This is a genomic window from Skermania piniformis, from assembly GCF_019285775.1.
GTDB lineage: Bacteria > Actinomycetota > Actinomycetes > Mycobacteriales > Mycobacteriaceae > Skermania > Skermania pinensis.
Map to the genome: position 1 here is coordinate 3,240,331 of NZ_CP079105.1, position 24,390 is coordinate 3,264,720.

22 protein-coding genes are annotated in these 24,390 nt (G+C 69.9%); 8 read left to right on the top strand and 14 right to left on the bottom strand.

The window, feature by feature from the left end:
• Positions 1-2: 2 nt before the first annotated feature.
• From typA to KV203_RS14980, 3 genes are all read right to left on the bottom strand, one after another.
• Positions 3-1,907, bottom strand: coding sequence for a translational GTPase TypA (gene typA / locus KV203_RS14970; RefSeq protein ID WP_066471328.1), 1,905 nt, complete (start codon positions 1,905-1,907; stop codon positions 3-5).
• Between the two features lie 118 nt (positions 1,908-2,025).
• Entirely contained in the window at positions 2,026-2,412 is a 387-nt protein-coding gene (locus KV203_RS14975) for a (deoxy)nucleoside triphosphate pyrophosphohydrolase (protein ID WP_174522061.1), read from the bottom strand.
• Positions 2,409-3,629, bottom strand: a complete 1,221-nt coding sequence (locus KV203_RS14980) for a mannosyltransferase (RefSeq protein ID WP_066471329.1) — start codon at positions 3,627-3,629, stop codon at positions 2,409-2,411. The genes KV203_RS14975 and KV203_RS14980 overlap by 4 nt, the downstream gene beginning before the upstream one ends.
• A 417-nt stretch (positions 3,630-4,046) precedes the next feature.
• Here KV203_RS14980 and KV203_RS14985 point away from each other — a divergent pair, with 417 nt between their 5' ends.
• A complete protein-coding gene (locus tag KV203_RS14985; protein ID WP_246600176.1) occupies positions 4,047-4,832 on the top strand; it encodes an Rv1157c family protein in 786 nt (261 codons plus the stop codon).
• Between the two features lie 24 nt (positions 4,833-4,856).
• Here the strand turns inward: KV203_RS14985 and KV203_RS14990 are convergent, their stop codons facing one another.
• The 4 genes from KV203_RS14990 to KV203_RS15005 form a co-directional block, all read right to left on the bottom strand.
• Positions 4,857-5,582 carry a DUF1906 domain-containing protein gene (locus KV203_RS14990; protein ID WP_066471487.1) on the bottom strand — a complete coding sequence of 242 codons (726 nt, stop codon included), beginning with the start codon at positions 5,580-5,582 and terminating at the stop codon, positions 4,857-4,859.
• Between the two features lie 162 nt (positions 5,583-5,744).
• Positions 5,745-6,647, bottom strand: a complete 903-nt coding sequence (locus KV203_RS14995; protein ID WP_066471333.1) for an alpha/beta fold hydrolase — start codon at positions 6,645-6,647, stop codon at positions 5,745-5,747.
• A gap of 18 nt (positions 6,648-6,665) precedes the next feature.
• A complete protein-coding gene (locus tag KV203_RS15000; RefSeq protein ID WP_157079834.1) occupies positions 6,666-7,802 on the bottom strand; it encodes a hypothetical protein in 1,137 nt (378 codons plus the stop codon).
• A gap of 103 nt (positions 7,803-7,905) precedes the next feature.
• Positions 7,906-9,228 (bottom strand): WS/DGAT/MGAT family O-acyltransferase, encoded by a 1,323-nt coding sequence (locus KV203_RS15005; protein ID WP_066471343.1) that lies wholly within the window; start codon positions 9,226-9,228, stop codon positions 7,906-7,908.
• A gap of 93 nt (positions 9,229-9,321) precedes the next feature.
• Between KV203_RS15005 and KV203_RS15010 the strand changes: the two genes are divergently transcribed.
• Complete coding sequence (locus tag KV203_RS15010) at positions 9,322-10,470, top strand: serine/threonine-protein kinase (protein WP_066471489.1); 1,149 nt, start codon at positions 9,322-9,324, stop codon at positions 10,468-10,470.
• A gap of 30 nt (positions 10,471-10,500) precedes the next feature.
• Here KV203_RS15010 and KV203_RS15015 read toward each other — a convergent pair whose 3' ends face one another.
• Together KV203_RS15015 and KV203_RS15020 are read right to left on the bottom strand one after the other, a co-directional pair.
• A complete protein-coding gene (locus KV203_RS15015) occupies positions 10,501-11,148 on the bottom strand; it encodes a LuxR C-terminal-related transcriptional regulator (RefSeq protein ID WP_066471347.1) in 648 nt (215 codons plus the stop codon).
• Complete coding sequence (locus tag KV203_RS15020) at positions 11,145-12,401, bottom strand: ATP-binding protein (protein ID WP_066471355.1); 1,257 nt, start codon at positions 12,399-12,401, stop codon at positions 11,145-11,147. The genes KV203_RS15015 and KV203_RS15020 overlap by 4 nt, the downstream gene beginning before the upstream one ends.
• A gap of 127 nt (positions 12,402-12,528) precedes the next feature.
• On the opposite strand from KV203_RS15020, the gene KV203_RS15025 reads away from it, so the two are divergent.
• Both KV203_RS15025 and KV203_RS15030 read left to right on the top strand, forming a co-directional pair.
• The gene (locus tag KV203_RS15025; protein ID WP_066471357.1) at positions 12,529-13,926 is read left to right on the top strand and encodes a PspC domain-containing protein; all 1,398 of its coding nucleotides are present in this window, start codon (positions 12,529-12,531) and stop codon (positions 13,924-13,926) included.
• Positions 13,919-14,125 carry a hypothetical protein gene (locus KV203_RS15030; RefSeq protein WP_066471360.1) on the top strand — a complete coding sequence of 69 codons (207 nt, stop codon included), beginning with the start codon at positions 13,919-13,921 and terminating at the stop codon, positions 14,123-14,125. The genes KV203_RS15025 and KV203_RS15030 overlap by 8 nt, the downstream gene beginning before the upstream one ends.
• Position 14,126: 1 nt before the next feature.
• Here KV203_RS15030 and guaA read toward each other — a convergent pair whose 3' ends face one another.
• A complete protein-coding gene (gene guaA / locus KV203_RS15035; protein WP_066471362.1) occupies positions 14,127-15,677 on the bottom strand; it encodes a glutamine-hydrolyzing GMP synthase in 1,551 nt (516 codons plus the stop codon).
• Between the two features lie 19 nt (positions 15,678-15,696).
• The gene (locus tag KV203_RS15040) at positions 15,697-17,274 is read right to left on the bottom strand and encodes a GMC family oxidoreductase (RefSeq protein WP_066471365.1); all 1,578 of its coding nucleotides are present in this window, start codon (positions 17,272-17,274) and stop codon (positions 15,697-15,699) included.
• A 270-nt stretch (positions 17,275-17,544) separates the two neighbouring features.
• Here KV203_RS15040 and KV203_RS15045 point away from each other — a divergent pair, with 270 nt between their 5' ends.
• From KV203_RS15045 to KV203_RS15055, 3 genes are all read left to right on the top strand, one after another.
• The gene (locus tag KV203_RS15045) at positions 17,545-18,498 is read left to right on the top strand and encodes an alpha/beta hydrolase (RefSeq protein ID WP_066471368.1); all 954 of its coding nucleotides are present in this window, start codon (positions 17,545-17,547) and stop codon (positions 18,496-18,498) included.
• 163 nt (positions 18,499-18,661) lie between these two features.
• On the top strand, positions 18,662-19,603 hold the full coding sequence (locus tag KV203_RS15050) for an SDR family NAD(P)-dependent oxidoreductase (protein ID WP_066471371.1): 942 nt from the start codon (positions 18,662-18,664) through the stop codon (positions 19,601-19,603).
• A gap of 76 nt (positions 19,604-19,679) precedes the next feature.
• Positions 19,680-20,180 carry a hypothetical protein gene (locus KV203_RS15055; protein ID WP_066471374.1) on the top strand — a complete coding sequence of 167 codons (501 nt, stop codon included), beginning with the start codon at positions 19,680-19,682 and terminating at the stop codon, positions 20,178-20,180.
• Here KV203_RS15055 and rsmI read toward each other — a convergent pair.
• On the bottom strand, positions 20,123-21,010 hold the full coding sequence (gene rsmI, locus KV203_RS15060; RefSeq protein WP_066471491.1) for a 16S rRNA (cytidine(1402)-2'-O)-methyltransferase: 888 nt from the start codon (positions 21,008-21,010) through the stop codon (positions 20,123-20,125). The two genes, KV203_RS15055 and rsmI, sit on opposite strands and share 58 nt — an antisense overlap.
• Before the next feature lie 24 nt (positions 21,011-21,034).
• Between rsmI and KV203_RS15065 the strand changes: the two genes are divergently transcribed.
• Positions 21,035-22,588: a dolichyl-phosphate-mannose--protein mannosyltransferase gene (locus KV203_RS15065; RefSeq protein ID WP_066471376.1), complete on the top strand. Its 1,554-nt coding sequence runs from the start codon at positions 21,035-21,037 to the stop codon at positions 22,586-22,588.
• On the opposite strand, the gene KV203_RS15070 is transcribed toward KV203_RS15065, so the two are convergent.
• Positions 22,548-22,934 (bottom strand): GntR family transcriptional regulator, encoded by a 387-nt coding sequence (locus tag KV203_RS15070; protein ID WP_066471378.1) that lies wholly within the window; start codon positions 22,932-22,934, stop codon positions 22,548-22,550. The two genes, KV203_RS15065 and KV203_RS15070, sit on opposite strands and share 41 nt — an antisense overlap.
• Positions 22,935-23,144: 210 nt before the next feature.
• The gene (locus tag KV203_RS15075; RefSeq protein ID WP_066471380.1) at positions 23,145-24,350 is read right to left on the bottom strand and encodes an arginine deiminase; all 1,206 of its coding nucleotides are present in this window, start codon (positions 24,348-24,350) and stop codon (positions 23,145-23,147) included.
• Positions 24,351-24,390 lie beyond the last annotated feature (40 nt).

The window sequence follows — 24,390 nt, forward strand, 5'->3', positions numbered from 1 at the left end:
ACCTAGTGCACCGCGCGGTCCCGCTGCTTCGCCCGTGACCGCGCGCGGCCGCGCTCGGTCGAATCCAGAATCACCTTGCGGACCCGAACCACGCCCGGGCCGACCTCGACGCACTCGTCGACCGCGCAGAACTCCAGCGCCCCTTCCAGATCCAGGACCAGCGGCCGGGCCAGCGTTTCCAGCACGTCGCCGGTGGAGCTGCGCATGTTGGTCAGCTTCTTCTCCCGGGTCACGTTGATATCCAGGTCCTCGGCACGCGGATTGATCCCGACCACCATGCCCTCGTAGGTGGCCGCCCCCGGTTCGACGAAGAACGTGCCCCGGTCGGCCAGCTGGATCATCGCGTACGGGGTCACCGCCCCGGACCGGTCGGACACCAACGAACCGGTGTGCCGAGCCCGGATCTCACCCGCCCACGGCCCGTATCCGTGGAACACCGCATTCGAGATACCGGTACCCCGGGTGTCGGTGAGAAAGTCGGTGCGGAAGCCGATCAAGCCGCGAGACGGCACGATGAACTCCATCCGGACCCAGCCGGAACCGTGATTGACCAGCTGCACCAGCTTGCCCTTGCGGGTCGCCAGCAGCTGGGTCACCGCACCGAGGTGCTCCTCCGGGATGTCGACGGTGAGCTCCTCGTACGGCTCGTGCACCTTGCCGTCGACCATCCGGGTGACCACCTGTGGCTTGCCGACGGTCAGCTCGAAACCCTCCCGCCGCATCGTCTCCACCAGGATCGCCAGCGCCAGCTCGCCGCGCCCCTGCACCTCCCAGGCATCCGGCCGGTCGGTGTCGAGTACCCGCAGCGAGACGTTGCCGACCAGCTCCTGGTCCAGCCGCGCCTTCACCAGGCGGGCGGTCAGCTTGGTCCCGCCGTTCCGGCCGGCCAGCGGCGAGGTGTTGATTCCGATCGTGACCGAGATGGCCGGCTCGTCGACGGTGATCCGCGGCAGCGCGACCGGATGCTCGGGATCGGCCAGGGTGTCACCGATCATGATGTCGCCGATCCCGGCCACGGCGACGATGTCGCCGGCGACCGCTTCGTCGGCCGGGTTGCGTTCCACCCCGATCGTCCGCAGCAGCTCGGTGATCTTGACCTGTTTGATTCCGTCGCCGTGCATCCACGCGACGTTCTGTCCTTTGCGCAGCGTGCCGCCGTAGATCCGGACCAGCGCGAGCCGGCCCAGGAACGCCGAGGCGTCCAGGTTGGTCACATGGGCGCGTAGCGGCGCCGCCGGGTCGGCGCCCTTGTCCGCCGGGTCCGGCACCGATTCCAGCAGCACCTCGAACAGCGCATCGAGATTGTCCGCGGCCGGCTCCACGCCGTTGGCCGGCTGTTCCCGCGACGCCTTGCCGGCTCGGCCCGACGCGTAGAGCACCGGCAGGTCCAACGCGAGTTCGGCAGCTTCGGCGGCCTCGTCGTCGAGGTCGGACGCCAGGTCCAGCAGCAGGTCGTGCGACTCCTCGACCACCTCGGCGATCCGCGCGTCGGGCCGGTCGGTCTTGTTCACCACCAGAATCACCGGCAGCGACGCGGCCAGCGCCTTACGCAGGACGAACCGGGTTTGCGGCAGCGGTCCTTCGGATGCGTCGACCAGCAGCACCACGCCGTCGACCATGGACAGCCCGCGCTCCACCTCGCCACCGAAATCGGCGTGACCGGGGGTGTCGATCACGTTGATCACCGTCACGCTGCCGTCCGGGTGGTGCCGGTGCACCGCGGTGTTCTTCGCCAGGATCGTGATGCCTTTTTCCCGCTCCAGGTCGCCGGAATCGAGCACTCGGTCGACCGGCTCGGACCGTTCGGCGAACGCGCCGGATTGCCGGAGCATCGCGTCGACCAGCGTGGTCTTGCCGTGATCGACGTGCGCCACGATGGCGACATTGCGGAACGACGTGCTGGACACGCTGGCGGTCTCCTGATCTTCCCGGTCGCCCGATCTGCTCGGCCGCCGGCTCGTGCTCGGACGCAGGGCACCGACAGCGTACCGGCCGACGAACCGCGCACTGCCGCCGCCGACCGGCTCAGCCGAGCAACGCGCGCAGGTCGGTCAGCCAGACCCGATCGGCATCCAACAGATCGACCGCGGCCAGCTCCGCCGCGTCGACCCAGCGCAACTCGGTGTGCGCCCGCGCGACCGGGGTCCCCGCAACGATGTCGGCCCGGTAGGCGCGCAGCACGTATTCGGTGCCGACCGGGACGTCGTCGCCGATCCGGTCCCCCACCCTCGCCTGCACGCCGAGTTCCTCGTCCAGCTCGCGACACAGCGCAGTCGACGGATCCTCACCCGGCCGTACCTTCCCGCCCGGAAGTTCCCAGCGTCCCGCCATCTCGGCCGGGTCGCCCCGCCGACCGAGCAGCAGCCGGTTGCCGGCGACGATGGCCGCCGCAACCACGACCCGGCGACTCATGTGGCCGCCGGCGGCCGACTCGATGTGGCGGCCGGCGGCCGCGGCCGCGACTGCGCGATCAGCCACAGGTAGAACAGCACCACCCCGATCGCGTCCACCGCACCGAACCAGGCGAGCAGGCCCGGCCGGGACACCAACCAGATCGACTCCTGCCAGAAGCTGAGCAGCCAGGGCATCCCGACGACCGCCGCGACCAGCCAGTAGCCCACGACGAGTCGGCGCCCCGGCCGGTCCCGGTACGGGCCGACGCACAGCCACAACACCAGTGGCACCAGCCATACCCAGTGATGCGACCAGGAGATCGGCGACACCATCAGCCCGAACAGCTCCACCACCAACAACATGCCCAGTCGATCGTCCGGCGCCAACGCGCGCCAGGCCAGGACGGCCAGTCCGGCGACCAGCACAACCGCGGTCAGCAGCAACGGTCCGGTGCCGACGTCGTGCCCGACGATCCGGCTCAACGCCCCCCGCAGTGACTGATTCCACACCGAGCCGACCGGCCCGATCCGCGACGCGTCACCGAGCAGGGTGCCGAAGTAGCGGTGTGCCGCCGATCCGGCGACCAGGTAGCTGATCCCGATCGTCCCGGCGAACACCGCAGCGGCAGCGCCCACCGTGGCCCATCGTCGGCGCGCAGCGAAGTAGACCCCGGCGATCGCCGGGGTGAGCTTGATCCCGGCGACGACGCCGACCAGCGCTCCCGACACCCACCAACGCGAACTGCGCACGGCGAGCATCGCGGCGAGCACCAGAAATACGTTGACCTGGCCGTAGTCCAAGGTCGTGCGGACCGGCTCACACCAGATCGCCACCGCGGTGGTCATCGCGGCCACCGCACGCCATCGCGCCGCGCCGGCCGCTGCGCCGAGCATCAAGGTGAGGCTGATCCGGATCACCGCATAGAGCGCGGCGATCGTCGCGATCAGCCAGACGACCCCGAGCACCCGGAACGGCACCAGATGTAGCGGGTAGAAGACCAGCGCGGCGAACGGTGGGTAGGTGAACGGCAAGGCGAAATCGGGAGTCTGCGCCGAGTAGGTGTAGTCGTACAGATCGCCGGTGGCCAGCGCGGCCGAGCCGTCGGCATAGACCCGCAGGTCGACCAGATTCAGCCCGTTCGGCAACAACCAGACCCAGAGCAGCCGGCCCAGAATCGAGGCAGCCAACAGCGCCCACCCGGCCGGCAACGCGTACCGCGACGACAGCCTCGGCATCCGCCCCGCCGGACGGGCTCCGAGCTGATCGGGCAACGTGGCGGTGACCTTCCGGCGACTGATGTTCGGACGAGCACGCGACCGAGCGGATTCGGGCGGGCGTGACGAGCCTAACCGACGGCCCCGACCGAGCCACCCGGTCGCCGTTCGCGGCGACACGCGGCGCGGAGTTGGCCGCACCGCCGGCCGACCGGGACTAACCTGCGATAGCACCTGGTCACGTCCGGCTTCGACGATTCCCGGGACGATCCTGAACACCGCGCAGGACGCGCCGAGCGTCGATTTCGGCTGTACAAGTCGACAGCGTGATACATACAGTGGTCGCCGGACGTCGGCCGACGGGGCTTCCGGCGTCTCGCGAGTCGAAGGATGGTTGCAGTGCTGAGGAGCCGACGAACACGCCGTGCGCTCGTTGCGATGGCAGCAGTCGCCTGTGCGGTGACCGCCCCAACGCTGGCGACCGCGGCGCCGATGGAGACGGCGATCATCCCCGGACTGCCGTTCGACCCCGCAACCACGCCCGCGTTGCCGGGCACGCCGGCATTGTCCCCCGGCGATCCGGTCGGCGCCCTGGCCGTCCTCGCGCCGGCGATCATCGGTGCCGCCATCGGCCCGGCCGACCTGCCGCTGCACGATGCGGCCCGCCCGCAGGATGCGCTGCTCGGCCAGGTGCGCCAGCTCCTGGAGGCCGGGAATCTCCCCCCACAGATCAAGACCATCTTGACCGCTGTCGTGGCTTTCCTGGACGGCAGCGGCGGTGGCGGACCTGCACTGCCGCAGGACGGACCGGCGATTGCACAGTTCCTCTACCCGTCGATCGGCAGAGGCTGCATCTCGGCGACCGCGGATTCGGTCGGCACCGCGCTCGCCGTGCCCGGCCCGGCGCAGCTGCCCCCACCCGGCCCCGGCGTCGGCCAGGCCGGATTCGTCTTCACCGCGCTGGGCACGGCGCGGCCGGCGCCCCAGCAGGCCGAGCCGATGACCGTGACCTGGCTGAACCTCGACAATCGACGGACCGCCACGCAGCCGCTCACCGATGCCGCGAAGATCAATCCGGACGGCCCCTCGACCCTGTCGGCGATCGCCGACACGGGCAGTGGTCGCGTCGTCGCGGTGATCTCCGGCTCGTTGACCACGGCGGCCCAGGACGGCCCGCGGACCTGCAGCTTTCTGCCTACCGTCGGCATGTTCACCGTCGCCTGAGCCGTTCTCGACCGCGAGATCCGATCAGGCAAGCGACCACTGGCCGTAGTCGGCCTGGAGGATCTTGTTCCGATCGATTCTGACCCCGTCCAGGTCACGCTGGTCGATCTCGAACTGGTGCAGGTGCGCCTTGGGGTGGACGTAGCCGTCCGGCGTACCCCAGTCGTGTTGCCAGAACCACGTGCCCAGCTTCTGCTCGAGCAGATGGTCGATGGTCGGCGAGTTCGCGTAGACCCCGGTCCGGTCGGCGCCCAACACATCCACCCAGCCGGCGATATACGGTGCGACCGACTCGGCAAGCTCGGCGTCGGACGGGTTGTCGTCGATCGAGGCGTAGATCGGGGTGTTGTCCGGACCGCCGGCCGCACGGTGCAGCTCCAGCCCCCGAGTGGCGTGCTTGCGACCGGCCTCCCGACCCGCACGCCAGTCCGCCGTCGGGCCCTTACCGAACTGGTAACAGGAAACGATCTCCAGGTCGGCCTCGCGCAGCGCCGCGACCTCGTCGGATTTCAGTGGCTTGCCCAGCATCCATTCCGCGCCGGGGCGGCGGTCGGACACGTATCGGATCACCCCCGTGTAGCCCGCCTCGGCAATCGCCGTGGCGGCCGGTACTCCGCGGGAGTAGTCGATGATCGTGCCGAGGTCGGGCTTCGCCGCGGCCACCGGCGGTCGCGGCACCGCCCACGCGGTCATCCCGAGCGCGACCGTGCCGGCGGCGCCGCGGAGCAGCTCTCGTCGGGAAAAACGCATCGCACCCACCCCGCTCGTCGTGACCGGCAGCCTTGATCACACATACCACCACAATCACATCTGTCACGCCAGTCACAATCTTCACACGGGTTCGCGGCGATGTGCCGGCGTGGGTCAGTGGGCTCGGAATCGTTCGATTCAGCGGGCTCGGAATCGTCCGATTCAGCGGGCGCGGAAGCGCTCGATTTCGGCGGCCACCAGATCGGGCCGCTCATGCACGATCCAGTGGCTCGCGTCGGGAACCCGCCGGACGGTGAGCTGCGGCACGTACTCGTCGAGGCCGGCCAACAATCCGGGCAACAGCGCGACGTCGTCCATACCCCAGATCACCGACGTCGGAACCTCGACCCGGAACCGCTCGGGCGGCAGCTCGGGACCGCCGCAGTCGACATCGGGCCGCAGCGTGGTGGCTCGATAGAGATTGACCGCACCGGTGAGGCCACGCGCCCAGACCGCGCGGTACTGCTGACGGACGGCGTCGGTCAACCAGACCGGCGGCGGCGCGCCGCGTTCGATCGCGAGCATGCCGAACAGCCGCGCGTAGTCGTTCTCGGCCAAGGCCGCCTCCGACCCGGGCGCTGCCAACCAGTTCATGTACGCACTGGCCCGACGCTGCTCCGGGCTGTTCCGCAACTCCCGCGCGAAGGTACCCGGGTGGGGCGAGTTCACGATCACCAACCGACGCACCCGACCCGGGTGGCGCGCGGCGATCGCCCAGCCGACCGCGCCGCCCCAGTCGTGCGATACCAGGGTGTCGATCGTTGCGTCGTCGGCTTCGGTATCGGCCAGCGCGAGGATGTCGTCGGCCAGCTCGTGGACCCGGTAGGCCGCGACGTCGGGCGGGGCGCTGGAACGTTCCACCCCGCGCAGGTTCGGCGCGACGCAGCGGAATCCGCCGTGGTCGGCCGCCGCGAACCGGCGCAGGAACGGGTCCCAGACGAACGCGGCCTCGGGGAAGCCGTGCAGGAACATCATCAGCGGGCGACCGCGGGTACCCGCCGCCCGGCAGCTCAACTCGATCCCCCCGGGCAGTTCCCGGCGGTACGTCTCGATCGGCGCGACCATCTCGTGTCCGACCCCGGTTCAGGCGAGGTCGATCCGGTCCCCGATATCGATCACCCGAACCGGCGGGTCGCCGACCTCGAGCCGGACGACCTCGGCAACCTGCTCGCGAATCTGCGTCTTCACCCCACCGATGAACCCGACCAGCGACGCGCGGGTGCCCTGCGCATCGAGGTCGAGCGAAACCCCGTCGGCGTCCGGGGCAGCGATGTCGATCACGATCAGCAACGGGTCGGCGGCGTGCACGGTCAGCACGATCGGAATGCCGATCTCCGCGGCGTAACGATGCCCCGAGCCGACGGCTACGACCAGCTCCAGGGACACCGGTATGTACAGGTCGAACGCGATGTCGGCACCATCGCGATCGCGCACCTCCGGCGTCCCGACCTGCCCGTTCGCGGTTACCGTGGCGATGTCTCGCGGCCCGGCTTTCATCGGTCCGATGTCGATCGTGCGACCGCCGATGTCGGCTACCCCGGCCTCGACCCGAGCGCGGGTGACCGCGTGCTCGAAGAAGTTGTGGCCGAACTCGCCGTAGCTGATCCAGGTGAAGTCGGTACCGACCGGGCCGTCGTCGGGGAGGTCGTCGATCCGCGCCGCGATGTCGAACACCCGGCCGCGCAGCGACCCCGGTTCGTGCACCATCGCGTTCACCCGCGCGGCAACCTCGGCCCGCACCACCTTGCCGATCGGCTCGATGATCCAGTCGAACGCGGACCCGATCGCTTCGGCGCGCACGATCAGCCGCACGTCGCGCGGGCTCACCCGCGGCACATCGATCACGACCAGCAGCGGATCGGCGGCGCGGGCATGCAGTTCCAGGTCGATCTCCAGGCCGACCTCGAGCCCGAGTTTCTGTCCGCCCAAGGTGACCACCACACCGAGGGCAGCGGGCACGGTCACGTCGTAGGCGACGTTGGGCTGCATCCGGGTGATCCGCGGGGTACCCACGGCACCTTCGGCGACTACCGAGGCCATGCCGAGCGGACCGATGGCAAACGGACCGATCTTCGTTCCTTTGCCGGCCAGGTCGGCGAGGCCGGCCTCGATGCGCTCCTGTGTCACCGCCCGCACGAAGAACCGCTCACCGAACTCGGCAGGGTCGATCCGCTTCCCCGGAGCCAGGATCGGCCCCGGCCGATCGACAGTATCGGTCATCTGGATCGATTCCTCACTCTCACCTGCCATCAACCGGCGGAACTCACGATACTTGCCATGATCGACCGGTCGCGCGGACCGGGCACCCGCCGATCGGGTGGGGTCAGCGGGCGCCGAGCAGCGTCGCGCGCAGCCGGTCGGCATACCACTCCAGATCCACCAGCCCCGCCCGCGCGTGCAATCCGACGGCGACCGTGTCGCCGAGCCCGTAGATGCCGTGGGTGAGGCCCATCACCGGCGACAACGCGGGAAATCCGGCGGTGAACCGGACCGGCGCCGCCCCGAGTCGCAGGTCGGCCGGACCGCGGTGCACGCTGGAGACCACCGTGTTGCCGGTGACCGTCGGGGGAACCTGGTCGAGCGGGTACGCCGCGACCTCGCGGCGTAATACCGGGGCGGGCAACACACGGCGCACCCGCTGCTGTGCCCGACGCAACGGATGCTCCGGCGGCTGCGCCGCAGCCCGCAGTGCCGAGCCGATCGCCTGCCGCCGCCGACCGGCATCGAGCTCGTCGATCCGCAGATCGATCCCGACGTTGCGGAAGTTGTTGCGCGCGGGACCGGGCACGCGAGCCGCGACCGTGACCTCCGCAGCCCACTGCGAGTGTGCCGGCCAGCATTCCTGCAGTATCGGGCCGACTGCCGCCAGCACCGTGGTGGTGACCGTGCACCCGGGCACGCGCAACGCCGCGACCGGACAGACGATCGTCGCCGCGATGTGCGCCGGGTCCGACGTGGGCCGGTTCAGCGGGGACAGCGGTGCGTCGACCGCGGCCGCCGGCTCGCCGAACCGGCGGTAGGCACGCAGCGCCTGCACACCCAGCGCAATGGTCGCGAGCTGCCGCGCCGGCGTCCGCACCGCAGCACGAGCTGCCATCCGTGGCCGAGACGGCGCCCGAGGCAGCCGGGCAGCGGCGCCCGGCGGGCCGAAAAGGGCGCGCGCTATCGCACTCGCGCGCCGGCCATCGGCCAGCGCATGCGTTATCTGCAGCACGACGACCGTGGCCGGGCCGACGCACTCGGGCACCCCGGCAACTTCTCGGAAAACGTGGAGTCGCCACGGCACCGACCGGGGATCCACCCGGCTCGCCAACAATCCGCCCACCATCGCCAGGAGCGTCGGCCAGCTCGGCGGCGCAAGTTCGTGTTCGAGCACGTCGACCGCCGGGGCGATCCGGGGCACCCAGTACGGGTAGTCGAGTCCGCCGGGCACCTCGGCGAGCCGCAACCGGAGGTCGCCGACACCCGCGACCCGGTCGGCAACGAACGCCGGCAGCGCCGTCCGGTCGGGGCCGGGCCCGTCGAAGCCGAACAGCAGGAACTGGTCGGTCGGCATCCGCCGGGACAGCCACAGAAGCTCGGCGTCACGTGGCGTGACCTGCTCGATCGCCCCGGTGCGCAACGAAACGCCAGCAGCCACGCCCATCCGGAAGACTGTATTCGACGCCATTGCCGGCTATTCCCGGGCGTGGCGCGGCACCATGCCGGATTCGTCGGGCACCTGCCGTACGCTCGTGCGGTGGCAGCTCGCCCCGGACCCGCGGTCGGCCCCGACTACCTGGTGGCCGGGCGGTATCGACTGCGGTCCCGGCTGGGCGGGGGCGGAATGGGTGCGGTCTGGCTGGCCTACGACCGGTTGCTCGAGCGCGATGTCGCCGTCAAACAGATCACCGCAGCGGCCGGGCTGGATGAAGAGCACGCTCGGGTGGTCCGCCAGCAGGTGGTGCGCGAAGGTCGGATCGCCGCCCGGCTGTCGCATGATCACGCCGTCGCAGTGTACGACGTCGCACTCGACACCGAGCCGTGGCTGGTGATGGAACATCATCCGTCACGCAGCGTCGCGCAGGCGCTCCGCACGGTCGAGACCCTGCCGCCGTTCGAGGTAGCGCAGATCGGTGCCCAGATCGCCGACGCGCTCGCGGCCGCCCACCGGGCCGATGTCGTCCATCGCGACATCAAGCCGGGCAACATCCTGGTCGCCGACCGGGGAGCAGAGCTCGGCCTGGCCAAGATCAGCGATTTCGGTATCGCCCAACTCAGCGGTGAGCTGCCCGACGACGAAGACGGTTACGTCACCGGGACGGTCGCCTATCTCGCCCCGGAAGTAGCGCGTGGCGCCCCGCCCAACCAGGCCAGCGATGTCTACTCGCTCGGCGCCACCCTCTACACCGCAATCGAAGGGCAGCCACCGTTCGGCCTGGATCCCGACTCGTCGGCGCTGCTCAGCCGGGTCGCCGGCGGGCGGATCATCCCGCCGCGCAGCAGCGGACCACTGACCACCGTGCTGCTGCAGATGCTCTCGCCCGACCCGACCGCACGCCCCACGATGGTGCAGGCCCGCGACGCGCTGGCCGCGGTCGTGCTGGGTCCCGGCCGCCGGGCCAACGCCTTGCTCGGCACGCCGATCCGGTCCACCGACGGCGGGCCGCCGCTGTGGGCGGCGCGGTCGGCCGGCGCCCGGCTGGCAGCCGGGCCCGGCTCGGCGACCGGAAGTCTGCCGTCGTCGGTCCTGCATCCTCGGCCGGTGCAACGACCCGAGTTCCCGACACCCAGCACGAAACCGGCCGTCCAGCTTCCCCGACTGCCGCGTTCGTTGTCGCCGGGCATCGCTTGGTTCGTCCTGCTGGCAGCGCTGATCGTGCTGATCGCGGTGGTGGTCGCGCTCTAGCAGGACCCGGCCGTCCAGCCGGGTGGCCGTTCACTCGATCCGGCGGCGGTGCGCCCACCGGGTGAGCGCGTTCCGGTTCGACTGCTGAGTTTTGCGCAGCACGTTCGAGGCGTGCGTCTCCACCGTTTTCACCGAGATGAACAGATCCTCGGCAATCTCCCGATAGGTGTAGCCGCGTGCGAGCAACCGCAGCACCTCCAGCTCCCGCGGTGTCAGCGAGTCCAACTCCGGGTCCAGCGCCGGTTCCGGAACCGGCGAGCGGCCGGTGAACGAGTCGAGCACGAAGCCGGCCAACCGAGGTGAGAACACCGCGTCCCCGCTCGCCACCCGGCGGATTCCATCGGCCAGGTCCGGCCCTGAAATGGTCTTGGTAACGTAGCCACGGGCGCCGGCACGAATCACCGCGATCACGTCTTCGGCGGCATCCGAGACGCTCAGGGCCAGGCAGACCGGGCCGGCGGCGATGCCGTGCAGCACCCGGACGCCACCACCGCCGGGCATGTGCACGTCGAGCAGCACCACGTCCGGCCGCACCCGATCGATTCCGGCGATCGCCTCGGCCACGGCACCGGCCTCACCCACCACCGCGATGTCGCCGGCCCCGGTCAGTTCGGCCCGCACGCCGGCGCGGAACGCCGCATGGTCGTCCACCAGAAAGACGCCGATCGGTGTGGTCACCGGGCCTGCTCCGGCACCGGCCGGTCGAGCGCCGACACCGTGCGTGGCATGCGCAGGTGCACCTCGGTACCGCGATCCGAGCCGGACCGGATCGACACCGTTCCGCCCCGGCGTTCGACCCGATCACGGATCGAGCGGGACAGCCCGTGCCGATCGCCGGACACCGCGGCCACATCGAACCCGACGCCCCGATCCCGCACGTAGATCTCCACCTGCTCCGGCTCCGCCTCGGCGAACAAATCCACCTTGTCCACCTCGGCGTGCTTGGCCGCATTGACCAGAGATTCCCGAGTGGCGCCGAGAAGTGCGGTGAACGGCTCCAGCGCCAGTCCGGCCGAATCAGGTCCGTCGGCGATCCGGACGTCACCGACGATCACCGGGGTCACCTCGATGCCGTACTGATCCTCCACCTCGCCCGCGATCGCGCGCAGCGCGGTCGCGAGACTGCCGGCGGGGGTGCGCTCGGGCTCGCCGAACAGCCAGGTACGCAGCTCACGCTCCTGACTGCGCGCCAGCCGGAGCACCTCGCTCGGCCGATCTGCCTGGCGCTGGATCAACGCCAATGTCTGCAGCACCGAGTCGTGCAGGTGGGAGGCGATCTTGTCCCGTTCGTCGGTCCGAATCCGCGCCATGCGCTCCTCGTTCAGCGCACGCAACATGCGCAGCCAGAGCGGGATCGTGAGCAATGCCGCACCGATCAGCGCCGCCGCCACCGCGAGCAACGCCGGGCCGAGCGAGTTCAGATCGATGCGGGCCAGCACGACCACACCCAGCCCGACCACGATCAACGTCGCACCACCGACGATCCGGACCCAGGTGAGCCGGGTGGGCCGACCGGGCATCCCGAGCATCGAGCGCGGACCACCCGCGTCGAACTCCCGCCAGACCAGCGCCGCGCCGAGCGCGACCACAAGGAGCGGGAACAGAATCTGGGCAACGCTGCCGGTCAGCAACCACGGAGTGAGGCCACCGACCATGCCCACGCCGAGCATCGCCAGCCCGGCTGCCCGGCGGCGCTCCGCCGGATCCGCAGCGGTGGTGTCGGACCCACTCGGCGCGAACACCCACAGCAGCCCGTAGGCGACGAAACCGGCGCCGCCGAGCAGGGCGAGCAACACGAAGGCGACCCGCACCTGAAACGGATCGACGCCGAGCTGGTCGGCAACGCCGCCGGCAACCCCGGCCACGATCCGACCGCCCGAGCGGCGGACCAACCGATCGGGTTTCGGCACCTGGGCAGGCACGGGAGGCACTTCTCGATGGTGGCACGTCGACCACTCCGACGACATCGGGGTTTGCCCTGAGCCGGTCTCCCCCGACACCGAACTTCAGGGTTCCCCCGGATGTGCCGGAACCTGCGCCGACCCCACCATGGGAGCCATGACCACGACACGCTTTTCCGATCAGCTGCACAACCTGTGGCGAACTCGGCCGATCCGGCTGCCCGACCGCGCGCCGATCGCCGGGGTCGCCGCCGGTATCGGGTACCGGTACGGCATCGACCCGGTGCTGGTCCGCGTCGCCTTCGTCGTCGCCACCATCTTCGGCGGCGCCGGGCTGGTGCTGTACCTCGGCGCCTGGCTGTGCTTCCCCCGGATCGGGGACTCCGCGTCGGCGATCGAAGCGCTGGCCGGCCGCGGCTTCAGCTCGGAGTCGCGCACCCGCAGCATCGTGCTCACGGTCGCGTTCCTGGTCTCCTTGTTCTGCACCGGACCGCTGAGCAAGGGATCCGGGCTGATCGGCACGGTCCTGCTGTTGGGCGGCTGGTGGCTGCTCTACCAACGCAACCCCCGGCCGCCGGGTGGACCCGGCGGCGCGCAACCGGTGCCCGGATACTCGCCCGGATACTTCGGCCCGCCCGGCCGGCAGTACGGCGCTGTCCCGGGAGCCGATCGGTTCGCGGCCCCGGCCGGGCCGGCAACGCACCCGACCTACAGTGCCTCGCACCCGACCTACAGTGCCTACAGCCGACTACCCGACGAGTACCGCCCGGATCCCGCGGCACCGGATCGCCCGACCGGACCGCCGACGGCGGCATCGCCACGGGTCTCGCTGACGAAGCAGCAACCGGCCGAGCCGGCTGCCGACCACTCGCCGCCGGCCGAGCCGGCTACCTCGGCGCCCACTACCCCGGCGCCGCCGGCCTGGGATCCGCTCGGCGTCGCCCCGTTCGCCTGGGACCTGCCGGACCCGACACCACCACCGCCACTGCCGGTCCCGGTCACCCGACCGCGCAGCCGGCTGACCCCGATCATCCTCGGCCTGACGATCATCGCGGGCGCGATCGCGACCGGCCTGGCCATCGCCGGGGTTACCTGGTTCACGCCGGCGCGGATCGCCGCCGTCGCTCTTGTCGTAGTCGGTATCGGCCTGGTGCACGGTGCGTTCCGCCGGCGTGGCCACGGACTGCTGCTGGTCGCCGTGCCGTTGGCCGGGTTCGTCGTGCTGGCATCCGCGGTCGGACCGGTGTCGTTCGACGGCAGCCGGGAGTGGCGGCCGGCGGCGCTCGGTGAGCTGCAATCGAGCTATGCGATCGAGGGCGGGGGCGGCCGGCTCGACCTGCGGTCGGTCAACCTGACCGCCGATCGCACCGTCGCTCTGGACGTTCGGTTCGGCGGCATCCAGGTGTGGTTACCGGACACGACGAAAGTGCGGGTGAACTGCGATATCTCCCCCGGCGAGTGCAGCGCGGACGACGCCGAGGGCGGGTCGTCCACCGGCACTCTGACGCTGAACGTGGCCGGCCGATTCGGCGCGGTGGAGGTGCGTCGTGGCTGATCCGCACCGTCCGGCGACCCGCCGGCGCCCGTCTTTGCTGCTCCTGCTGTCCGGACTGCTCGCCCTGGGCCTGGGGTCGGCAGCGCTGGTCGGACCCGACACCTGGCACGGCGTGGGGGCGTTCCCGTTCGGCTGGGTGTTGGTCGGCGCCGCGATCGCGATCGGCGTGATCCTGCTCCGAACGCCGAAGGGAACCTGAGTTACTCCCATTCGATGGTGCCCGGTGGCTTGCTGGTCACGTCGAGTACGACCCGGTTCACCTCCGCAACCTCGTTGGTGATCCGGGTCGATATCCGTTCGAGAACGTCGTAGGGCAGCCGGGACCAGTCCGCGGTCATCGCGTCCTCGCTGGATACCGGTCGCAGCACGATCGGGTGGCCGTAGGTCCGGCCGTCGCCCTGCACGCCGACGCTACGGACGTCGGCCAACAACACCACCGGACACTGCCAGATCTGTTGATCGAGGCCGGCGGCGGTGAGCTCCTCGCGGGCGATCGCGTCCGCTCGCCGCAACGTGGCCAGCCGATCCGGAGTGACCTCGCCGACGATCCGGATGGCCAGGCCCGGACCGGGGAACGGTTGCCGGCCGACGATCTCTTCCGGCAGGCCCAGTTCCCGGCCCACCGCGCGCACCTCGTCCTTGAACAGCAAGCGCAGCGGTTCGACCAGCTGGAACTCCAGGTCGTCGGGCAACCCGCCGACATTGTGGTGGCTCTTGATGTTCGCGGTGCCGGTGCCCCCGCCGGATTCGACGACATCGGGGTACAGCGTGCCCTGCACCAGGAAATCGACCCCACCGTCGGCCAGGTCGGCGACCGCCGACTCGAACGACCGGATGAACTCACGGCCGATGATCTTGCGTTTCTCCTCCGGGTCGGACACCCCGGCCAGCTCGGTGACGAAGGTCTGCACCGCATCCACCGTGACCAGCTTCGCCCCGGTGGCCGCGACGAAATCCTGCTGTACCTGCTCGCGTTCGCCCTGCCGCAGCAGACCGTGATCGACGAATACACAGGTCAGCCGATCACCGATGGCGCGTTGCACCAGCGCGGCCGCGACCGCGGAATCCACCCCGCCGGACAGTCCGCAGATCGCCCGGCCCGCTCCGATCCGGTCGCGAACCCCACCGACGAGCTGTTCGGCGATATTCGCCGGGGTCCACACCGGCGGCAACCCGGCGAACTCGTGCAGGAATCGCGAGAGCACCTGCTGGCCGTGCGGCGAGTGCAGAACCTCCGGGTGATACTGCACGCCGGCGATCCGCCGCCCCCGGTCCTCGAACGCCGCCACCGGCGCACCGGCCGTCGTGCCGGTCAAGGTGAACCCGGGCGGCGCGGCCGTCACGGCGTCACCGTGGCTCATCCACACCGGCTGACGATCGGGCAACCCGTCGTGCAGCTCGCCGCCGACCACGGTCAGCCCGGTCCGGCCGTACTCCCGAGTGCCGGTCTGCGTTACCCGGCCCCCCAGCGCTTGGGCGATCAACTGAAAGCCGTAGCAGATGCCGAACACCGGCACCCCCAGCTCGAACAACCGCGCGTCCAGCGTCGGCGCGCCGGCGGTGTACACGCTGGCCGGGCCGCCGGACAGCACGATCGCGGCCGGCCGGCGAGCCGCGATCTCGGCGACTCCGAGGGTGTGGGGTACCACCTCGGAATACACCTTGGCCTCGCGCACCCGGCGCGCGATCAGCTGGGCATACTGGGCGCCGTAGTCGACGACCAGCACCGGTCCGGTTCGGCTGGCGATCATCCGGCGAGTCTAGGCGGTGCTATCCGGCCTGCTGGATCAGCTCGGCCGCCTTCTCGCCGATCAGGATGGCCGGGGCGCTGGTATGACCGCGAATGATCGTCGGCATCACCGACGCGTCGGCGACCCGCAGGCCTTGCACCCCACGTACTCGCAGCTGCTCGTCGACCACACTGTCGTCGTCGATGCCCATCCGGCAGGTACCCACCGGGTGATACAGCGTGTGCGATACCGTCTCCAGCGCGGTCGTCAATGCCTCTTCGGTGGACAGGTCGGTGACTCCGGCCGGTCGTAGCACCCGACCGAGCCGGCTCCGCAACGCGGGCGCCTGCGCGATCTGCCACACCTGCCGCAGCCCGGAGAGCATGGCTGCCCGATCCACCCCACCGCTGTCGGAGAGATAACGCGGGTCGATCACCGGTGCGGCCAGCGGATCGGCCGAAGCCAGGGTGACGGTGCCGGTGCTCTCCGGCTTCAGCAGGATCGGACCCATCACGACGGCATGCTCGTCCGGCTCCGCCAAGCCCTCGTCGAAGTACGGCGCGGGCGCGAAGATCAGCTCCAGGTCGGGCAGTTCCAACTCGGGCCGACTGCGCACGAAGCCGTACGCTTCGCCGACGTTCGAGGTGAGCTTGCCCCGATGTCGGACCAGATAATTGATCAGCTCCAGCGGCTTGTCCGCACCCAACAACGAATCGCCGGCGACCGAGATGCCCACCGGCGTGACGAGGTGGTCGAGCAGATTGGTCCCCACCGCCGGTGCGTGCTGGCGGACCTGGATGCCGTGCTGCCGCAACTGGTCCGCGTCACCGATACCGGACAACATGAGCAACTGTGGCGTGTTGACCGCGCCACCGCACAGCACTACTTCGCGCCGGGCCCGAACCACCTCGCGCTTGCCGTCCCGCAGATATTCGACGCCGATCGCCCGGTTCCCGTCGAACAGTACGGCGGTGACCTGCGCGTCGGTCCGCACCGTCAGGTTCCGCCGACCTCGCGCCGGCTTCAGGTAGCCGTCCGCCGTGCTCCACCGGCGGCCGTCCTTCTGCGATACCATCGTCCGGCAAAAGCCCTCGGGCTGAGGCAGATTCGGGCGAACGACCCGATGACCGGTCTCCTCCGCGGCCGCCAGCCAGGACGCGGTCCAGGTACGCGGGCTGCGCTGCTGCGACACGTACATCGGGCCGCTTCGCCCCTCGTCGGATTCCCGCGCATCCTGCACGTTCTCGATCCGTTGGAAGTACGGCGCCAGCTCGGCGAACGACCAGCCGTCGCCGGCGTACTCGGCCCACTCGTCGTAGTCCGCAGCGAACCCACGCACCCACATCATCGCGTTGATCGAGGAGGACCCGCCCAGCGTCTTACCCCGTGGCCAGTAGATCTGCCGGCCGGCCAACTCCGGCTGCGGTTCGGTGTGGTAATCCCAGTCGACGTCGCTCTGCAACAACTTGCTGAACCCGGCGGGGATATGGATGAACTGATTCTTGTCTTTGGGGCCGGCCTCCAGCGCCAGCACCCGTACCGACCGGTCCGCGCTCAGTCGCGCGGCAACCACCGCCCCCGCCGAGCCGGTCCCCACGACGATGTAGTCCGCCTCCACTGATCCTCCATTTCATCCCCCACCTGGATGTGCAGGGATCGAACGCCCGCAGTCGATGGTAGGCGCGCCGGCCTACCGCAGCGGGTCGAACCGGCGGATCTCGCGCGCGGGAGCCGGACGGGTCGGCCGAACGTCACAGTCCGAACGTCACGGTTGTGCGGGCAACCCGTTGCCGTTCCGTCACGAACAGTGAGCCGTCCACGACTCCCACCGTTAGCTACCTGTTACCCTTCTCCAGGTCGGTAACCCAGCAACCGGAAAGAATCCTTGATGTCGATCCGTGCCCCTCGGCTACTCGCGCTTGCAATAGCGCTGGTCGCCGCCCTGTACTCGGTGGTGATCAGCAGCGTCGGCACCGCCAGCGCAGATTCCGTGGTAGTGCAAGTTTTCTCCCCGGCGATGAACAAGAACATCCCCGTCAAGGTGCTGAAGGCGGCCGGTGGCGGCCCGGCGCCGACGTTGTATCTGCTGGATGGACTGCGCGCCCCGGACGACAACAACGGCTGGTTGATCAACACCCAGGTCGAGAGCTTCTTCGCCGACAAGCACGTCAACGTCGCAATTCCGTTCGGCGGTGGCGGCACTTTCTACACCGACTGGGAACGCGCCGACCCGAAGCTCGGCCTGCCCAAGTGGGGAACGTTCCTGAGCAAGGAACTACCTGCGTACATGGCAGCCAACTTCGGTGCCAACGGCCAGAACGCGGTTGCGGGCCTGTCGATGAGCGGCACCTCCGCGCTGAATCTCGCCACCCAGAATCCCGGCTTGTACCGGTCGGTGGCCTCGTTCAGCGGCTATCCGTCGGTGAGCACCCCGGGCTACGCGCAGGGCATCGCCGTATCGGTCGGCGAGATGGGCGGCAACGCGGTCAACATGTGGGGCCCGTGGCCGAGCGCCCAGTGGGTCAAGAACGATCCGCTGGTGAATGTCGCGGCGCTGCGCGGTATGCGCGTCTATGTTTCCGCCGGCATGGGTGCGCCCGGCAAGCTCGATGCCGCCGTCACGCCCGGCAGCCCGTCGTTCGACCCGGTCAAGTTCGTCCAGCTGGTCCCACTGGAGACCGCGTCCGGGATGAGCAGCGAGCTGTTCGCCGGTGCGCTGAAGGCCGCCGGAGTCCAGGCGCAGGTGAACATCAGCACCAGCGGAATTCACTGGTGGAGCTACTGGGAAGACCGCCTGCACGAGGCCTGGTACGGCACGATCGCTCCGTCGTTCGGCCAGTAGTCGCCGGCTCGTAAGCAACGACGCGGCCCCTGCGTACAACGCAGGGGCCGCGTTTTTTGCTGTCACGCCCTTGGGTATCGAGCGGCCGGTTCCGCCCCCCGGCCTACAGTGGAACGATCTTACTCTAGAGTAAGATCGACAGGTCGTTCGGTGAGGAGTAGTGATGGCGATGCGATCGCTCACGGACAAGCACGTGATGATCACCGGAGCCTCGTCCGGTATCGGTCGGGCTGCAGCGTCGGCGATAGCTCGAAAGGGTGCGACAGTAATCCTGCTGGCCCGCCGGGAGCCCGAGTTGGCCGACGCGGTGGCGGAGATTCGGACGGCCGGTGGCCGAGCCCACGGCTATCCGTGCGATATCACCGATCCCGCCGAGGTCGACCGGGTCGTCGCGGCGATCCTGCACGATCACGGTCAGGTGGACATGCTGGTGAACAATGCCGGGCGGTCGATCCGGCGCTCGGTGTATCGGTCGACCGACCGACTGCACGACTTCGAGCGCACGATGGCGGTGAACTATCTCGGTGCCGTGCAGCTGATTCTGCGGCTGCTGCCGAGCATGCGACAGCGCCGGTCCGGGCACATCGTGAACATATCCAGCGCCGGGGTGCAGCTGAGCACGCCACGGTTCTCGGCCTATCTCGCAAGCAAGGCCGCGCTGGACAAGTTCACCGATTGCGTCGCGGCGGAAACCTTGGCCGACGGCATCACCTTCACCACGATCCACATGCCGCTGGTTCGTACGCCGATGATCGCTCCCAGTGCCGGCACGAACGTCGGCGGCGCGCAGAGCCCGGAGTGGGCGGCGGCAACGATCGTGCGCGCACTGACCGAGCAACCGAAACGGATCGACACCCCGGTCGGCACCATCTCCGAATACCTGGGTCTGCTCACCCCACGGCTCAAGGACCGTGCGCTCCATCGGTACTACCGTGCTTTCCCGGACTCGCCGGCGGCCAAGGGGGAGGTACCGGCGCGAGCGGTGGCAGCCGAGTCCTCTCCCGTCGCTGCGCCGCCGAACGGCGACAGCCACGCCGGCCCGGCACGGATCACTCCGATCCGGATTCGCCGGGTGGGCCGGTGGATCCCCGGCGTGCACTGGTAACCGACCGAATCGAGCCATCAGCATACCGACACCGCGCGGACAACTGATTGCCAGAAAGTCGCCCTAGGCTCGCCGCGTGACCCCCGAAAACCCCACCGAGAAATTGCCGACCACCGAACCGCAGCCCGGCGATCAGCCCCCGCGACCAGCCGAGCCGCAGCGGTTCGGGGCACGGCAGTTCGAGGCACTGCGCCGGCAGGTTCGCGCCGCCCCGGTTCTCGCCGGCCTGCTCGCGATCCTGATCATCGGCGGAATCGGGTTCGGCGCCGGCTACCTGGTGGGCGGATCCGGCCACGACCACGGCCGGAGCGGCCACTCGGTCGACCGGGGCGGCTTCGGCCCGGGCGGCTTCGACCGCCCGGAGCGGATGCCGAATCCGCCGGGACAGAACGGTCCGGGCAACCAGCAGGTGCCGGTCCCGCCGATTCCCCCGGGCGGCCCGGCTCAGCCCGATCCCAGCCAGCCCGATCCCAGCCAGTCCGGTACCAGCCAGCCCGATCCCAGCCCGTCCAGCCCCGCTCAGCCGGGTCCGAGCGAGTCCGGTCCGGCGCCGGCCGGTCCTACCGCGGGCGCCTGACCACCACGACGTGCCGCGAGCACCGCGTCGTACACCGCCCGCCGCGACACCCCCGGGCCGGCGACGCGGGCGCACGCATCCTTGAGCCGGGCGCCGGCGGCCACCAGCCGCTCCACCTCGGCGATCAGGTCGGTGGGCGCCGGTGCCGTCGGCTCGGCACCGGCGATCACCACGGTGATCTCGCCGCGCACACCACCGGCCGCCCAGTCGGCCAGCTCGGCGAGTCCGGCGCGCACGACCTCCTCGTAGGTCTTGGTCAACTCCCGGCACACCGCGCCGCGCCGGTCCGGGCCGAGCACCTCGACCGCGTCGGCCAGACAATCCGCGAGCCGATGCGGAGACTCGAAGAAGACGCAGGCCCGCGGTTCGGTGCGCAGGGTAGCCAGCCAATTGCGCCGCTGCCCGCTCCGCCGCGGGGCGAAACCTTCGAAACAGAACCGATCCACCGGTAACCCGGACACCGCGAGCGCCGTGGTCACTGCCGAGGGCCCCGGTAGGCAGGTCACCGGTAATCCGCGCTGCACGCACGCAGCGACCAATCGATAGCCCGGATCACTGATCGAGGGCATCCCGGCATCGGTGACCAGCACGACCGTGGCCCCGGCCACGATCCGGTCCAGCAGGTCGGGAATCCGGGCCGACTCGACATGATCGTAGAAACTCACCACGCTGCCGGTGATCCGCACGCCGAGCGCGGCAGCCAGGGTCCGAGTCCGTCGGGTGTCCTCGGCAGCGATCACGTCGGCGGTGGCCAGCGCCTGGCACAACCGGGCAGACGCATCCCCGACCGCGCCCATGGGTGTGCCGGCCAGCACCAGACGACCCTCCACCCGGGACAGCATACGATCGCTTTCGTGACCCTGACGGACGAGCGGGCGGCTTTGCCCGATCCGCTGACCACCGTCAGCCCCGCACCGTTGCTGCCGACGTTCGACCCCGGGCCCACCGACCGGATGCGCGGCTGGCTGGTCACCGGGTTCCTCACCATGATCACCGCGATCACCCGGTTCACCATGTTGTCGTATCCGACCGACGCCGGCACTCCGGTCTTCGACGAGAAGCACTACGTCCCGCAGGCCTATCAAGTGCTCACCGGCGGCTGGCTGGAGGACAACCCCGGCTACGGCCTGGTCGTGCATCCGCCGGTCGGCAAGTGGCTGATCGCGATGGGTGAGGCGCTCTTCGGCTACAACGCCTGGGGCTGGCGGTTCGCCTCGGCCGTCGCCGGTACGGTCCTGGTGCTGCTGATCATCCGGATCGTGCGCCGGATGGCCAGGTCGACGATGATCGGTGCCGCCGCGGGCGTGCTGGCGATCTGTGACGGCCTGCTGTTCGTCTCGTCCCGGGTAGGGCTGCTCGACGTCTTCCTGGCGCTGTTCGCCACCGCGGCGTTCGGCTGCCTGGTGGTCGACCGGGACGACGTGCGTGCGCGGATGGCCCGGGTCGCCGTCGAACACCGGATCGGCGCCACGCCCTACGGGCCACGGCTCGGCGTGCGCTGGTGGCGGTTCGGTGCCGGCGTGTTCCTCGGGCTGGCCTGTGCCACCAAGTGGTCCGGAATCTACTTCGTGCTCTGCTTCACCCTGCTCAGCCTGATCTTCGACCTCACGGCGCGCCGCGGCTACCGAGTCGAGCGGCCGGTCCGCGGCGTGCTCCGGCGGGACCTGGGCCCGACGGCCTGGGCGATGGGAATCGTTCCGGTCGCGATCTACCTGGCGTCCTACTGGCCCTGGTTCGCCAGCGAGACCGGCGTCTACCGGCATGCGGTCGGCAATCAGATCGGCACCGGCGGCCTGTTCGGTTTCGTCCCGGACGCACTCCGGTCATTGTGGTATTACGCCGCCAGCGTGCTCCGATTCCACGAGGGGCTGACCAACTCGGCCGGCAACCATCACCCGTGGGAGTCCAAGCCCTGGACCTGGCTGATGGGCCTCCGCCCGATGCTGTACTACTACGCCGACGGCGACCGGATCCGCGGCTGCTCCGGCAGTTCCTGCGTGAAAGCGGTCATGCTGATCGGCACCCCGGCGATCTGGTGGCTCGCGTTGCCGATGCTCGGTTGGGCACTGTGGTGCGTTGCGGTCCGCCGGGACTGGCGATACGGCGCGGTCCTGATCGGCTATGCGGCGGCGCTGCTGCCCTGGTTCCTCGAACTGGACCGGCAGATGTACTACTTCTACGCCGCCACCCTGGCCCCGTTTCTGATCATGGGCGTCGCGCTGGCGCTCGGCGACATCCTGGGTCCGGCTCGGGCACCGGCCGAGCGGCGCGGCACCGGGTTGCTGGCCTGTTGCCTTTACCTGGGGCTGGTGATCGCGAACTTCGTCTGGCTGTGGCCGATCCTCACCGCACTGCCGATCTCCACGGTCACCTGGAATCGCGAGCTCTGGCTGCCCAGCTGGCGTTGAGCGCTGCCTCGACGAAACCGAGCACGTCCGAGTCGGGCAAGCCCAGCCGCCGAATGGTCGCCAGGTAGTCGGTGGCGGCCCGCCCGGCGGCGTCCCGGGTCGGGTCCCCGCTGGTCGCGATGAACGAGCCGTGCCGGCCCCGGGTCTCCAGCACACCGTCCTGCTCCAGTTCGCGGTAGGCGCGGGCTACCGTGTTGGGCGCCAGGTCGAGCTGAACGGCGAGCGCTCGCACGGTGGGCAGTTTCGTGCCGGCGATCAACTGTCCGGTCCGAACCTGCGATATCACCGCAAGCCGCAGCTGCTCGTACGGCGGAACGGTCGAGCGCGGGTCGATCGAGAGACGCACACGCAGCTCCCTTCGGTCGGGCGGCAGAATACGAGGCACGGCAACGACCGCGACAATTATCACAATCCGCGCTGTTCCACCTCTCGCACGGTACTGGGGATGACGACGGCTGCCGGCACCGAGCCGACAATCGTGGAGTATCTCGACCCACCTCGAGCCGGGACCGGCTGCGTGGCCGACGCGGTGACGTCGGTGCGGTGAGCGCCCCGCTCAGATCCGCTCGCGGGCGATCGGGCAGGACATGCAGCGCGGACCACCCCGGCCCGAGCCCAGTTCGGAGCCGGCGATCCGGACCACCTCGATCCCGGCGGCCTCCAGTCGGCCGTTGGTCTCGACATTGCGCTCGTAGGCCACGACCACACCGGGCGCCAGCGCCAGCGTGTTGTTGCCGTCGTCCCACTGCTCGCGTTCGGCCGTGACCCGGTCGAGACCGGTGTCGATCACCCGCAGCACGTCGATCTGCATCGCCGCCGCTGCCGCGACCACGAACGGCGCCGGCCCGTCGATGCGCACCTCGTCCCCGGTGCACTCGAGGGTGAAGGCGGACAAGGTGTCCTGGATCGCGGCGTACATCACGACGGCATCGACATCGACCATGGTGCACACGGTGTCCAAGTGCATGGTCGCGCGCGACTGCGCGATCGGCACGACCAGCACCGTGTGCGCCAGTCCGTCGTCGAACAGGCTCCGGGCGAGTGCCTCGGCCCCGGCCGGCGTGGTGCGCTCCCCTACGCCGACCGCGACGACGCCCGGAGCCAGCAACAAGACGTCACCGCCTTCGACCGGCGCGGTATGCGATTCGTATGCCCGCCGGACACCGAGGAATCGGGGATGAAAGGCATAGATCAAGTCGGTGAGCGAGGTCTCCCGGCTCCGCGCCGGCATGGCCAACGAGGTGATCGCCACCCGTGGGCCGATCCAGAACGACGAGTCGCGGGTGAAGAGCAGGTTCGGCAGCGGGTCGATGACGAAGTCGGCGTCGTGATGCATGATCCGCACCAACGACGCGTTGTCTGGCGCGACCGGCAGCTCGTCGAACGTCATCCCCGCGGTGAGCACGCGGGCCAGGTCGGCCGCCGGGATCGCCCGCAGGTACGCCGCGAGGGCGTCGGCCAGCACGTGTCCGAGCCGGCGCGAATTCACCGCTGCGGCCACGCCCTGAACTCGTGCCGCACCGCTCACCGCCAACGTCTCGGTCAACAGGTCGGTCAGCAACAGAACCTCGATGCCCCTACCCCGCAACACCTCGGCGAACCGGTCGTGCTCTTCTTGCGCCCGGTCGACCCACGGCAACCCGTCGAACAGCAGCTGAGCGTTGTTGCGCGGCGTCAGCCGCTTCAGTTCGTCGCCCGGGCGATGCAACAGCACCGTACGTAACGCCCTGACCTCGGAATCCACCCCGGGTGCGTCGCCCATCGATCAACGGTAACGGCCGCGCGGCCAGGTTGCTCGGCGA